The organism is Syntrophobacterales bacterium (assembly GCA_031274925.1).
Lineage (GTDB): Bacteria > Desulfobacterota > Syntrophorhabdia > Syntrophorhabdales > Syntrophorhabdaceae > PNOM01.
Window position 1 is genome coordinate 1 of sequence record JAISPL010000029.1, and the last position, 13,433, is coordinate 13,433.

The window sequence follows — 13,433 nt, forward strand, 5'->3', positions numbered from 1 at the left end:
ATTTGTAGAAAATTTATCTAAACTCGCCGTGCAATTTTTACACTTTCAATTATTGTAACATTGGTGTTTATTGGCTGTCAATCAGCGTATCCCAATGGAATAGTGCATAAATCAGCATCAATAATAAGTCGCCTTTCATTTTCAAGCAGTCCTGTTTTATCAATACCTTCTATTATTAGCACCCTGACATTTTTATCGCAGCAATGTTTGTAAAAGTTATCAATACCCATTTTTGACAAAAACTCTTTGCCAAAAACAAGAATGAGCAATTTGAGAGGCTTTAAGTCACAAAGCAAATTTACATATTCGCACAACCTTTCAAGCAAGCCCCGCTTGTCATCTGCAATTTTAAGAGAACAAACTTTGGCGAGATTGCTGCCATTCATAACCGCATCGTATTCAATGTTTAAGCCTGATTTCAATCTAAAATTTTCCGCTAAATTAAGTATTATGGCTTCAAGGTTCATAAGCGGCCCTGACTGCTCGCCAAGACCCAAAAACTCTGCGAATTTTTTGGTCAGCAAATTTGTTATTGTTTTTGAATTGAAGTTTATGTCTGTAAAATCGAATATGATTGACGCATTTTTCTCGATATCAACGGGTTTGCCACCAAAAGAAAGGTTAAGGCCATCGTCATTGTCGTTTTTACCATCTTCTATTTGACATCTTAATTCCGTCAACATTTGAAGCAAAAATTTCTTGTTTTCAACCACAAGTGTGAAAAAATTTGTTTCGGGGATTATAATGCTAGGTTCTATGCCGTATCTTGAAAGTGTAAGTTCATTCATCCTTTATTCCTCATCGTATATTGTCAAACGCTCGGTTGTGTCCAGGATATTACTTTGTTTGCTGCCCAATATCCAAGCAATGTCTGAAAACTGCTTTTCTGTTATTTCCATAACTGCTATATTACCGATTTCAGGTTTATTCTGCTCAAGCCGTCTGCGAATTTGACCGGCTACGGTTTTGTTGATTGCAAGTTTTGTATAGACAGAAAACTGTAACATCATAAAGCCATCTTCAATAAGAAATTTGCGAAACCTCGTATAATTTTTTCTGTTTTCTGCCGTTTTAGTCGGCAAATCAAAAAACACCATTGTTCGCATAAATCTCCAGCTCATTCCCGGTTCTCTTTTTCGTCTAAAATTTCTATACCGAATATATCGTCAACCTCCTGACGCATAAAGCGAAAAATGCGGTGCAGATATATTCTTATTGCGGGAACAAGGCTTTGATTTTCACCATTCATTTTTACCCTTGAATATAAAAACGGCAGCATATAGCGTTTGTATTTTTCTTCGTCATCTTCTGGAAGAAATACAACAAATCTGTCAACAACCACCCTAAAAGGCTCCATTAGGTCACTTGCCAAGTTGAAAGCATTTTCAACGCCCTTGTGCCAAATGCCCAGTTCGGTTAAGTAACCACAAGCAGAAATTTCCCGTGCAAATGCTGCCATAAGCAAAGTATAGCCATAATTTAATGCAAAATTATGAAGGCGCGGAGCGCTTCTGCTAAAGTCTGAACCAAATAGCACCCTAAAATAAACCGCCGCCGCCCTTGCCTCATGATTTTCAAAGTCGCCTATCCGTACATTGTTTTGATATTCCATCAGTGCAGAGTGTTCTTCTTGCTTGTCCAGTTCTGACAAAAATAAAGCCTGCTGGCGGATTTTTTCTTTAATTATCTGCCGCCAACACCTTGCTTTTAAGGTTTCGTTCCAAGCAATCTGCTCTTTAATGTTTTTTGCAGCACTGAAATGGGCGTGAACGGGCAGAAAAACAGAGGCTGGGAGATGCTTTTTGTCACAAAATATTATATTCGCACCTGCCTCGGTCAAATCTGCAACAAGGGCGGCTGTTAAAGCGACAGCCGTACTTTCGATGATAAGTGTTTCAATCTCTTTGATGTGTATCCGCTCTTCGGTTTCCGAGCGAACAACAAGCGAGCCGAGCAGAGATTCTAATTTACAACGCTTGTTAATGACAATTGTTCGAAAACCCGCCATAAAATCACCTTTTATGGTTTATAACAACTCTGTTTTCAAACAGCCCTGTGACTGATTGGGTGATGAGGTATATATTTCTTTCCGGAATTTCTTTAACCTTATATATGGAAACTTCATTTGCGACACCGCCAATTTTTACTGCATTGAAACCCTTGCCATTTGTTGTTATTAAATTCAAAAGACCGACCAACTGCTCCATTTGTTTATAAGTTGGCAATTCCCTGAATTTTTCTCTATCAATTTTGTTTTCTTTAACTTTTTTTGCAAAAGTGTAGTTCGCATAAAATGGCTTTTTGACTTGCTCTATTATTGCATCATAAAGCTTGAGGTTATTTTCACGGGAAATTTTTTTGCCCTCTTTTGTTTTTGGGTTTCTCTCGCGAGTGGCAAAAACAATATCTTTATATGTTTCTTTGTCTTCGGTGATTTGTTTATCTTTGACAAGTTTTTTATATTTGTAAATGTCGTGAATAATCTGAATAATCCCCTTGTCGGGATACCATTCGGTTGTAACAGAGCATTGCAAATCGCCTGAGCGCATGTGATAACGAACTCCGTCCACTTCAAGGACACTAAACATTTGTATTTTTGAAATAATAACTTTCGGGTTTTTATCAGCAATTTTATTATCAGCCACTATTTTTGCCAGTAATTCATCTCGTCTGTTGTCTTTTTCAAGATGAACAAACCTCACAGGGACAGAGAAAATACCTCGAATTCTTTCACCATTTCTGCCATCATCATATTCAATAAGGCAGTTATAAGCAGTGTATCCCCTTATATATCCGCCGTATTTTGCAGTATCAAAGCCTTTGTGAAGCTCAAACTGCCCCTTGCCTTTCGGATGAATTGTTTGGTCGTAAAATTCTCCTTTTTTCTCAAATGGGCGGGTGGTTACGGGGAATTTATCAAGATATTTCTTGTTGTCGAACAAATACGCTTTTATTTTATCAATATATGTATTTTGCCAAATACCATTGCGGTCACATTTGAACAGCTTGTCGATAGCAGTGTTTTCGTTAAATGTGAAATTAGTTTTCCAATATTGCCCAAAAACACTATCCCACACATTGCCGACAACAATATTGAGATACGCATCGTGAGCGTGGTGCAAATTGTTCACTTCGCGGCATTTGACAAGCCCATAATTATTTCTAAAATCGCTTACATTGCTTGCTTTAGAGTAAACAATTTTCGTATCATCGCCAAATAGAATTTTAAGTGCATTCGCCGTTTCTTTTACCGCTTGATTTGTCGAAACAAGCTGGCGGTTGATAAACCCGCCGATAGTGTCATAGTCCAGACTTTGAGTGCAAATAAGACGACTATATTTTTCGGCGTTTATCAGCCCCTTGCCTTTTAACATTCCCCAAAACGAGGACATTTTAGTTTGAATAGGTTGTTCAATCGGGTACGCATCACTTTTGTATGCGTTGTCGTACCGTTTAACAAGCACCCTGTTTGTTAAACTATCATCCTTGATTTTGCTTTGTGGATAAATATGATCAATGTCGTAGAGACTGTAGTTGTTCAAATTGGACAACTCAATTTTTTCGCCGCTGTACATACATTTACCCAACTGTGTGAAATAAAAATAAAGCCTATCGGAACGAAATTCCGTTTCATCCGTTTTGCCGTCAAACTCTGCTTTTAACGTCTGAATGTCACGACTATCTTTAGCGGCCTTGTTTAAGAGTTCCTCAATTTGCTTGCGGCGGCTTGATTTCATCTTGCCTTTTTGCTTTTTGTCATCAGTACGGGTTACTTCTATGAAAACTTTTTTTGGCGCACAGCCGTTAATTTTCATGAGTTCTTTACAAATTAAAATCGCTTGCCAAATGGAGCGTTTAACTGTTGGCGAACAATAAAGCCCTGCTACAAGGTCATGGTCAACTTTTTCTTTTTGTAAGCCTGCATTCTCTTTTTCAATGACATTGGTAAATTTTTCGATGATACTGCCGCCATTTCTTTGAATGTAGTGGTCACTGTTGAGAATTTCCATTAAGTTAAGGGTCGTTTCTTCAAGCAATTTTATAATTGTCAAAGCTGTTTCGCCCGTCGATTTATCAGTAACGGTAATTCCGCTCAAAAATTTAGCGGAAAATCTCGCCCAGCCTTTAAATGACAATTTACTTAGTTTTTGTATCTGCTCCTCGGTAAGTTTATCACCGTATTGTGCTTCGATTTTCGCTCTGACAGGGGACTTTTCATCCCCAAAAACTGTGTGCCACTTTATAATGTTTTCGCACATTTCTTCATTAATGTTGTTGCCCAAAATACCTTTAAATTTAATCAGTGATGAAAGCGACGAATTAAAAGCCGTGTCGTTATCATTTTCTTTGCCAACCGCATCTTTGGTGCGAGTTTCCCCTTGTTCAACTAAATATTTTTTGATTTTTGTTTTTGAAAGCGAGGTTTCGCGTTGACACATGTTATTATATAAAAGCTTCTTTAATTTTTGTCCTATGCGATTGCCATTGATTTTAAGATTATTTAAGTCATTTAAGAGCATATACTTTTGATAAAGCAAACTTGATTTCGGGATAACATCCTCGGCCTTGAGATAGGTGCATTTTGCGGTCATTCGGGTAATGAAATTTTCACCGCTTTTTGCGGCGTCAACAACTTCATTGAAATTCCAGGGCAAAACCTTTGTATTTTCAAAGCCAGAATTTTTTTCAATCCAGGTAAACTTGCCTTTGTGCTTTTCGTTTAATGGTCCAACATAGTATGGTATGCGAAAAGTCAAAAGGGATACGATTTTATCTGCGACCGTTCCGTGGTTATCTTTATTTTGCAGAAAGCCGAAGTTCCCTGTTTGTTTTTCTAAAATTGCTTTAAGTTCCGCTTCGTGCAGTTGATATGGAATATATGAATTGTCTTGCGTGTTGTGAATCTTGCAAAGTGTTTTGTTTTCAATTTTTTCTTCCAAGGTTTTGCATTCGTCAGTCGTCCTTGCCTCATCGCTTGCTTTTTCTAATATACTTTTCGTGTATTTCAAAAAATCTTCATGGTTTGCCGTCATTGGCTCTGACCCTTTGTCGATGCACATTATAAAATGCGAAACTGATTTTTTATTGTGGACAATATTAGAGCCAACATAATTAACGTAAGAGGCGTGAATAAAATCTTTATCTTTAAAATCCGTGTTCTTACGGAACATTTTACCGTATTCATTTGAAAGATATGTTTTGATAAAGTTTTTTAGTAATTTTAAATCGGCTTTATGCTCATTGTATCTTTGTACAAGCGCTTCTGAAACAAAATTTGAGTCCGCCATAACGCGATTAAGCTGCACTAAATCATAGAAAGATTTAAGCAACACTAAAAAACCAAGTTGGTCATCATTTAAAATAGTTTCAACGTCAGCTAGACATTCGTCATATTTTTCGGAAACAGCGGAAAATTTGAAGTTTTCGAGTTGTTTATTGCCCTTTAATTCCTTTTCGTCATCTTTTAAATGAGCGCCAAAAATTTCGGACAAATTGATTTTATTTCCTTGCATTGCGGTAAATACATGTTTTAATGACCTATTATTGTTGGGGTTTAGTTTTCCGTGAATCTCAAGCCATTGTTTTGCCACGGATTTACTTTTATCCTTGATAATTCCGGCAATGGCTTCAATATTGGTGGCGTCAAAGGGTGTATTATTCTCAAAGGTTGTATTATTCTCTTTTTGCGCATTTATGGCATCAATTATGTCTTTGTAGCCGCTATTGCTGCGGCTTGTATTGAAATTTGAGGATAAAAAATGCCCACGATATTTTATCAAATGATGGCAGGCAAGATATATTAAGCGAGGGTCTTTTTCGTCATTTTCAAGAAGATGCTTTCTCAAATGATAAATTGTCGGGAATTTTTTGTAGTAGTCTTTGTCTGCAAAATTAGAGTCATTAAACAGGGGATATTTAGCTTTTTCAGTCTTATCGTCGAAATGTAAATTGCTTTCATTTAAGCGAATAAAAAACGCTTGGTCCTTTTCCGCAATCGCCGAATTAAAAAGCTCTTGCAATAAATCAATGCGAACCTTGCGTCTTGCAAAACGCCTGCGTGATGAACGAAAACCGCGCCTTGTCGATGCGTCTTGCGCACCTTCAAATAATCTTACACCACATTGCAGTTTACCGTTTTTGGTTAGAATATTATATTCTGAATCAGTGGCGGAAAATCCGACTGAATTTGTACCTATGTCCAGCCCCAAATACCAGTCCCTTATCATTTTCTTTGCCAACGGCATCTTTTTATTTATTTGCTTCATCCTAGCCCCCCATTCCTTTGAAAATTGTTTAGATTTTAATCATAATTAAATCCCAAATATCACCCTCTATTTGTTAATTCGATTATTTCTCTTTTATCCCGACAATACTTATAATTCACAATTTCACCCGTAATAATCAGTTCTATTGCAGCGCAATCACATCAAAGGGAACCTGAAACCACTCATTCAGATTTCTATTATACCATAAAAATATTTTTAAATTGTGTGCAATAGTCACAAAATATCCAGAAATACCTGCTATTCATCCGGTTCAGAGTGATCACTGTAAGTATATATAAATAAAGGAGTTACTCCTTGCTGGCTTTGATTTTTGTCAAAATATAATATCACTGACTTTAAATTTATTATGCAAAATTTTCTCAATGATTTGTGTTTATCACCTTTGTACTGGGTTTCACTTACAAGCATAAAGGCAAGCCGCAGGGAGCGATTAAGCTTTAGCCCCTTGGTTTTTCGACCTCATTTATATATTTCGTCCATAATCCATTAATGCCTCTAAAAAACAGAAATTACTTGAAATATTACTTAAACGCAAGACTTGAGAGGGAAGGGTGCGTTTAAATTTTTTAAGTGCTCTATGGTCCGGAAAAACAAATTTTGGTGCAATTTCATTTTTCACAGAATCCGACTTTTCGGGATGCCTCTATCTCGAGCACACCGCCAGTCTTGGCGATTGCAATGCAAGTGATTGAAAAACCATACTGCCCGATACAGGACACGGATTTCAAACAGGCTATTTTTTGTGATTGATAAAAAGGTAAGTATATGATATTATTGACAGGATTAAATGCCGAAGGCGGGATTTGAACCCGCACAGGCTTGCACCTACTAGACCCTGAACCTAGCGCGTCTGCCTATTCCGCCACTTCGGCACTGCATCAGCTTATATGGATATTGAGTCTATGTCAAGAGGTGAACTATGAGAATTTTTGAATCCCTCGATATATCCGAGAGATTTACCAATCCGGTGCTGACCATAGGCAACTATGACGGGGTTCATGTGGGGCACAGGCAAATCATTGAGAAAGTGAAGGATGAGGCTCATCGCTTGGGAGGAACATCCATGCTTATGACCTTTAGCCCCCATCCCCTCACAGTAGTGAAGCCGGATGCGCTTATCGGACTCATCTCGCCCAACGGCTTAAAGAGAAGGTTGATAGAGGAAGCGGGGATTGATGCGCTTATCATTGTACCTTTTACGGAACAGTTCCGTCTTATAGAGCCCGAGGACTATGTAAAAGACATCCTTGTGGATAAATTGGGTATCAAGGGGCTTATTATAGGTTATGATTTCAGGTTTGGACGGCAGGGGAGAGGGGATGTGGATCTTCTGAAGGGTTTGTCGGCGCAAAACGGTTTCTTCTTTCATGTCGTCGAGCCGATCACACTTGATGGCGAAAAAATCGGGAGCAACAGGATCAGGAAGATGTTGAGATCGGGCGAGACCGAGAGAGCCATGGCATGCCTGGGCCAACCCTATCTTATGGAAGGACGGGTTATAAAGGGATTTGGCAGAGGAAGAGAACTGGGGTTTCCGACCATCAATATCGCGACAGCGGTCGAACTTATCCCGAAGGAAGGTGTTTACGTAACGGAAATTGAAACGACCAACAGACGGTTCCATTCAGTGACCAATATAGGTTATAACCCAACTTTCGACGGCAAGGAACTTTCAATAGAAACTCACATCATGGATTTTTCCGGTGACCTTTATGGCTGCGAAGTAACCCTGTATTTCTATAAGCGGATTCGGGATGAAATGAAATTCGGTTCCGTGGAAGAGCTGAAGCGGAGGATAGCGTTTGATGTGGAAACCGCTTCCGATTATTTTATAAAGCGGGGACTGGAGTGAGGGAGAGTTATCTTACTTCCCCTGCTTTGCCTTCTTGAGTGATTTTTTGCTGCAGGGCATATTCTTATGTACGAGTGATTTCTTGAGGGTGCAATACATGGCGACAAAGGTGCGGCAGCTGCCTGCCCCATCCAAGGCTGTTTCCTCCGGTATACTTGCATATTTGCACATGAGATCGCAAAATTCAAAAATATGTTTCATGGGACGCTCCTTTCGATAAAATTCGACCAGTCTGCGGTTGCTCAGGAATCCTTAAATCCTGCAGTTGCCTTCTCAACGGCGCGTCGGACTATCTCATCTGCCTCGACCTGGCTACCAGATTCCTTTACTCTTGCGAGACGTACTCCATCTTCATCGCCGTAGGCTATGCGTAATGTGAGGACACCATCGGTCACCGCCGCATTGATGCCGAGAGGAACACTGCATCCTCCGCCCATCATATTCTGGACTTTTCTCTCTATAGTGACAACTTTTCGGGTCTCCGGGTCGTCAATCGGTCTCAAGAGATCAATCAAAACCTTTTCATCCCGTGTCTCCACACATATGGCGCCCTGGCCAGAGGAGGGGACCATCATGTCGAGAGATAAAATATCCTTGACGAGACTCTCGAAGCCCATCCTTTTCATCCCGGCAAGGGCAAGAATAGCGCCATCCAAGCCAAGGGTCTCAATCTTACTGATCCTCGTATCTATGTTACCCCTTATCGGTATGATTACAACTCCAGGATTCAAATTTAGGATCTGGGACTTCCTTCTCAAACTGTTTGTCCCTATTTTCGAACCTTTTGCCACACGGTCGAAGCGGGAGAGATTGAAAGATACGAAAGCGTCCCGGGGATCTTCTCTTTTCAGGGCGGCGCCTACGACAAGTCCTGGCGCGAGGTCGCCGGGAAGATCTTTCATGCTGTGCACCGCGAGATCAATCCCTCCACTAAGGAGATCGTCCTCTATTTCCTTCACAAAAAAGCCTTTGTCGCCTATCGACTGAAGCGGTTTGTCCAGCATGATATCGCCTGTGGTTTTTATTATCTTCGTAATAAATTCTAAGTCCGGATGAAAGGACTTAAGCTGCTCCATAACCATGTCTGTCTGCTTTAGGGCGAGCTTACTCCCTCTGGTCCCTATTATCCATTTCCTCTTCATTCTCCTCCTCCAGTTCGAATAATTTCTTCATTACCTCCAGTACTTCGGGGTTACCGTTCTGCCTTATGAGGGCAAGGTGGGGATGGAGAAATTTGGCGGTCAGTGCCTTGGTCAGAATATCAATGCGGTCGAGAGTCTCTTTGTCCGCTCCTTTGAGTTTGGCCAATGCTTTCTTTACCTCCAATGACCGTACCTCTTCAAGCCTTCCTGTTATCCTGGAAATGATGGGGGCTATATCAAGCTGTTCGAGCCAGTGCGCAAATTTACGGGCCTCTTCCTCCATGATTTCATGCGCCTTCTGAGATTCTTTGAGCCGATCGGAAAAGTGCCGCTGAGAGATATCTTTGAGATCATCAATGTCGTAAAGATATACGTTTTCAATGTTGTTCACAAGGGAGTCCACGTCCCTTGGGACTGCAATGTCTATAAAAAAGAGGGGACGGCTTTTCCTCTTTTTCATCGTGGAATGAACAGTTTCCTTGTCTATGATAGGTTTTTCCGATCCCGTGGACGAGAGCACCATATCGACTTTGACAAGCAGGTTCGGTATCTCTTCGAACGGGTAGGGGGTGCCATTATACTCTTCGGCAAGAAAGCGGGCGTCCTGAAAAGTCCTATTGGTGATGAAAATGTCGTTAAGCCCCTCTTTCTTGAAATGCTTGAGAGCAATCTCGCACATCTCCCCTGCGCCAATTACAAGAATCTTTTTCCGGCTCAAATCCAAGAAGATTTTCTTGGAAAGCTCAACCGCCATTGAGCTTATGGATACGGGGTTATATCCTATCCTTGTTTCCGTTCTTATACGCTTGGCTACGCGGAAAGTCCGGTGAAAGACTTTGTCCAGAAGAAAGCCGGTGGTGTTATGGGACGCGGCAAGGCGGTATGCGTTTTTAACCTGCCCGAGAATTTGGGATTCACCGATGACCATGGAGTCGAGTCCAGAAGCCACGAGAAAGAGATGTTTATAAGCGTTTTCGTCGAGGAAGGAATAGACGTATGAATCAAGTGATTCACGTCCCGCGCTGAAACGACTACCCAGGATATTGCCGATGACTTCCAGGGGTTCATTGCAGTCTCTATATGAAAAGTAGATCTCTGTCCGGTTACAGGTCGACAGGACGACTGCCTCGTCTATTCCACGGTCTTTCAATTTGGTCAATAATTCGGGCTGAGAGCGTTCCGGAATATAGAGTCCTTCCCTGATCTCAATGGGGGCGGTATTGTGGTTGAGGCCGAAGACGCCAATGTGAAGAAAATCTTTCATGTCCGCCATCACCAGTTTGCATAAGAATGCAAACCCCCGATAAGGAGATTTACTCCTAAAAAAGTGAAGAGCAGGGAAAAGAATCCTACAATCATCATATAGGCCGTCTTCCTGCCCCTCCATCCTATTGCGAGGCGGTTATGGAAGAGAATTGCATATAGAATCCAAGTGATCAGAGACCATGTCTCTTTGGGATCCCAATTCCAATGCGATCCCCATGCGAGGCCAGCCCAGATTGATCCGGTGATGATTCCCATGGTGAGAAAGGGAAAGCCGTAAGAGATACATGTGTAATTTATAGAATCCAGGGTTTCGAGGGAAGGGATACGCAAAGAGAGGGAAAAGAGTGTTTTTCGTTTAATGCTTCTCTCTGCCGCGAGATAGAGAATCGAAACACAGAAGCTTATAAAGAATATGGCATTTCCAACAAAGGAGAAGATCGCGTGAATAGGAAGCCAGTAACTTCTGAGCACAGGCGGCAGAGGTTTGATCGCTACGGGAAACATGACCGCCCATATGAGTATTACGGCCAGAATGGCGGCTATTATGCATCCTATGATTTCTATACGGTAAATCCTTCTGAGATAGAGATAAAAGCCAGCGATACAGAAAGAGAGAAATAAGAGGGCTTCGTGGAGGTTTGTTGTGGGCGTGTATCCTGCTTCCACGTACCGGAGAACAAGAGATATGAATTGAAGGAAAAAGCCCGCTATCAAAGAAAGGTGGGCGGGTATCCCAAGGCCTTTTTTCCCGGAGACGAGAAGGGTCAGATAAAGGAGGGTGGATACAAGGTAAAAACAGAGAGAGGTAATCAGAAGGAATATACTCATTTGTTGCCGGACGTGAGGAACAGTTCCTTGACTTTGCGGAAACCCATCCTATTTACTTCTTTAATATCCATTTTTCCCAGCTCGCTTAGGATCATCCTCCTTTTCTTGCCATCCTTTTCTGTGTCAAGGAGGAATTTTCTTGCTTTGCCGACTATATCCGCATACCGGACATAATCGTTGCCGATCTCATCCGCAATCAACCCTTTCAATCTTTTTGACAAAGAAGGGAGGGTTCCTGAAGTGGAGATAGCGATGACAATGGGCCCCTTCTTTACTATGGAGGGGACGATAAAATCACAGAGTCTCGGGTTATCAACCACATTTACGGGAATATTTTTTTTCTGCGCCCCGGCCCTTATGCTGGAATTGATATTTTCAACATCGGTCGCCGCAAACGCGATAACGACTCCCTCTAGGTCATTTTCTATATAGTCTCGTTTTTCCAGATGCAACCGTCCAGTCTCCGCGAGTCTCAAGAGACCCTTCGTGACCTCGGGACTCACCAGTTTGACGACCGCGTTGAACTTGAGAAGCATCCTTACTTTTCTTTCCGCAACCGCACCGCCGCCGACTACAAGACAAGTCTTGCCTGCGATATTCATAAACAGGGGATAATACCCGACATCAGTGTTTAACTTCGAATGTAGTGAACTCACCCGTACATCCTTCTTCGGCGAACGCCTCTGTCCTCCGCCAACGCTACCCTAAGCCCTCTCTTACCGCTTGATCATGGGGGGCCTTAGTAGCCTGGACTCTGTCCACGAGGTTCCTTGCCCGTTCTTTCAGGCCCAACGCCTATCTGTGGAACGTAGGCAAAATGTCTGGAATAAACATTTTGTACTAAACCATGTACATAAATGCGAACATGTACCATCGGTTATTTTTTGTCGAATGCTTCCTGCTAATGTAGTATTAATTAACATAGAGACCTTGTAAAATCAAAAGTTTTTGAAACTGCGTGAGAAAGCAAATGTACAGAATCGGTATTGATATAAGATTCTGTCGGTGTGAACGTTGCAGTGATGGATGAATCGGGCATTGTTGTTAAGAATAGCTATTACGTGGAAGGTCGTACGAGGGCAGGGGATGTAATTACTGAGGGAATGAATATAACGCAGATTTTGTTGTGGCAACGAGAACAGGGACAAGTAACTTTGTCTCATTCATAGGTACTTTTTTTATCAACGAAGTTGTAGCTCCCACACAGGCATTCAGTAATCTTCATCCCAACTTAAGAGACGCCATAGATATTTGGGAGCAGATTCCAAGCTGATTTTTTTAAAAGAGACACCTGATGCGCAGGCGAAAAGTAAAAAATTTTTCGAGGATCAGCCAGGTTATTTCATCGCCACAATACACCACCGGGACGCCTCCATCATCATGCCACTGCAATGCTTACAGATAAAAATTTTTGTTTACCGCGTTATTATCCTCTCCTCTTAATAATTGATTACGCGCAATTCAAAGTACGCCTGCGGATGGTCGCAGACAGGGCATTGGTCCGGGGCGCTCTCACTGTCAACGATGTGGCCGCAGTTGCGGCAAATCCAGACAGACTTTTCCTTTTTCGTAAAGACAGAACCGTCCTCAATGTTTTTTAGCAGTTTGAGATAGCGTTTCTCATGCTCTTTCTCAATCGCACCTACCGAATCAAATAGGACCGCGATGTCGTTAAAGCCTTCTTCGCGCGCCTCGGTCGCCATGCGCTTGTACATATCAGTCCACTCACCGTTTTCACCGGCAGCGGCAGCCTTGAGATTATCGACAGTGCTGGGTACTTCTCCGCCGCAGAACAGTTTAAACCAAATCTTTGCATGTTCCTTTTCGTTACCGGCTGTTTCCTCAAAGACGGCTGCGATCTGCTCGTAGCCGTCTTTTTTCGCTTTGGAAGCAAAATAGGTATACTTGTTACGTGCTTGGCTTTCGCCCGCAAATGCCTCCATTAAATTTTTTTCGGTCTTGGTTCCTTTCAAGTTCGCCATTTTTATCTCTCCTTTGTTGTTTTATACGAATCCTCGGCAGTTAATGCTTTTTCCATTGCACCAACTTAGGCGCAAA

Annotated in this window: 11 protein-coding genes and 1 tRNA gene; 1 reads left to right on the plus strand and 11 read right to left on the minus strand. The window is 41.7% G+C overall.

Annotated features, from left to right (window positions below; translation table 11 throughout):
- Nucleotides 1-77 precede the first annotated feature (77 nt).
- From csn2 to LBQ00_05260, 5 genes are all read right to left on the minus strand, one after another.
- Nucleotides 78-788 carry a type II-A CRISPR-associated protein Csn2 gene (gene csn2, locus LBQ00_05240; GenBank protein ID MDR2018262.1) on the minus strand — a complete coding sequence of 237 codons (711 nt, stop codon included), beginning with the start codon at nt 786-788 and terminating at the stop codon, nt 78-80.
- 3 nt (nt 789-791) lie between these two features.
- Nucleotides 792-1,121, minus strand: coding sequence for a CRISPR-associated endonuclease Cas2 (gene cas2, locus LBQ00_05245; GenBank protein MDR2018263.1), 330 nt, complete (start codon nt 1,119-1,121; stop codon nt 792-794).
- Nucleotides 1,118-2,008, minus strand: coding sequence for a type II CRISPR-associated endonuclease Cas1 (cas1, locus tag LBQ00_05250; GenBank protein MDR2018264.1), 891 nt, complete (start codon nt 2,006-2,008; stop codon nt 1,118-1,120). The genes cas2 and cas1 overlap by 4 nt, the downstream gene beginning before the upstream one ends.
- Nucleotides 2,009-2,012: 4 nt before the next feature.
- A complete protein-coding gene (gene cas9, locus LBQ00_05255) occupies nt 2,013-6,266 on the minus strand; it encodes a type II CRISPR RNA-guided endonuclease Cas9 (protein ID MDR2018265.1) in 4,254 nt (1,417 codons plus the stop codon).
- Between the two features lie 809 nt (nt 6,267-7,075).
- Nucleotides 7,076-7,159: transfer RNA gene (locus LBQ00_05260), tRNA-Leu, on the minus strand.
- A 47-nt stretch (nt 7,160-7,206) separates the two neighbouring features.
- Between LBQ00_05260 and LBQ00_05265 the strand changes: the two genes are divergently transcribed.
- A complete protein-coding gene (locus tag LBQ00_05265; GenBank protein ID MDR2018266.1) occupies nt 7,207-8,139 on the plus strand; it encodes a bifunctional riboflavin kinase/FAD synthetase in 933 nt (310 codons plus the stop codon).
- A 12-nt stretch (nt 8,140-8,151) separates the two neighbouring features.
- On the opposite strand, the gene LBQ00_05270 is transcribed toward LBQ00_05265, so the two are convergent.
- The 6 genes from LBQ00_05270 to LBQ00_05295 all read right to left on the minus strand — a co-directional run bounded on the left by LBQ00_05270 (nt 8,152) and on the right by LBQ00_05295 (nt 13,357).
- Nucleotides 8,152-8,340 (minus strand): hypothetical protein, encoded by a 189-nt coding sequence (locus LBQ00_05270; GenBank protein ID MDR2018267.1) that lies wholly within the window; start codon nt 8,338-8,340, stop codon nt 8,152-8,154.
- 41 nt (nt 8,341-8,381) lie between these two features.
- Nucleotides 8,382-9,281: a hydroxymethylbilane synthase gene (gene hemC, locus LBQ00_05275; protein ID MDR2018268.1), complete on the minus strand. Its 900-nt coding sequence runs from the start codon at nt 9,279-9,281 to the stop codon at nt 8,382-8,384.
- Nucleotides 9,244-10,545: a glutamyl-tRNA reductase gene (gene hemA, locus LBQ00_05280; GenBank protein ID MDR2018269.1), complete on the minus strand. Its 1,302-nt coding sequence runs from the start codon at nt 10,543-10,545 to the stop codon at nt 9,244-9,246. Before hemA ends, hemC begins: the two co-directional genes overlap by 38 nt.
- A gap of 8 nt (nt 10,546-10,553) precedes the next feature.
- A complete protein-coding gene (gene ccsB, locus LBQ00_05285; GenBank protein MDR2018270.1) occupies nt 10,554-11,375 on the minus strand; it encodes a c-type cytochrome biogenesis protein CcsB in 822 nt (273 codons plus the stop codon).
- Nucleotides 11,372-12,031, minus strand: coding sequence for a bifunctional precorrin-2 dehydrogenase/sirohydrochlorin ferrochelatase (locus LBQ00_05290; protein ID MDR2018271.1), 660 nt, complete (start codon nt 12,029-12,031; stop codon nt 11,372-11,374). The genes ccsB and LBQ00_05290 overlap by 4 nt, the downstream gene beginning before the upstream one ends.
- A gap of 783 nt (nt 12,032-12,814) precedes the next feature.
- Nucleotides 12,815-13,357, minus strand: coding sequence for a rubrerythrin family protein (locus tag LBQ00_05295; GenBank protein ID MDR2018272.1), 543 nt, complete (start codon nt 13,355-13,357; stop codon nt 12,815-12,817).
- Between the last annotated feature and the right edge of the window lie 76 nt (nt 13,358-13,433).

Bases quoted from the DNA above. Each gene is read 5' to 3' on its own strand.
- LBQ00_05295 (MDR2018272.1), bottom strand. From the start codon at position 13,357: ATGGCGAACTTGAAAGGAACCAAGACCGAAAAAAATTTAATGGAGGCA.
- cas9 (MDR2018265.1), bottom strand. From the start codon at position 6,266: ATGAAGCAAATAAATAAAAAGATGCCGTTGGCAAAGAAAATGATAAGG.
- hemA (MDR2018269.1), bottom strand. From the start codon at position 10,545: ATGAAAGATTTTCTTCACATTGGCGTCTTCGGCCTCAACCACAATACC.
- ccsB (MDR2018270.1), bottom strand. From the start codon at position 11,375: ATGAGTATATTCCTTCTGATTACCTCTCTCTGTTTTTACCTTGTATCC.
- cas1 (MDR2018264.1), bottom strand. From the start codon at position 2,008: ATGGCGGGTTTTCGAACAATTGTCATTAACAAGCGTTGTAAATTAGAA.
- csn2 (MDR2018262.1), bottom strand. From the start codon at position 788: ATGAATGAACTTACACTTTCAAGATACGGCATAGAACCTAGCATTATA.
- hemC (MDR2018268.1), bottom strand. From the start codon at position 9,281: ATGAAGAGGAAATGGATAATAGGGACCAGAGGGAGTAAGCTCGCCCTA.
- LBQ00_05270 (MDR2018267.1), bottom strand. From the start codon at position 8,340: ATGAAACATATTTTTGAATTTTGCGATCTCATGTGCAAATATGCAAGT.
- LBQ00_05265 (MDR2018266.1), top strand. From the start codon at position 7,207: ATGAGAATTTTTGAATCCCTCGATATATCCGAGAGATTTACCAATCCG.
- cas2 (MDR2018263.1), bottom strand. From the start codon at position 1,121: ATGAGCTGGAGATTTATGCGAACAATGGTGTTTTTTGATTTGCCGACT.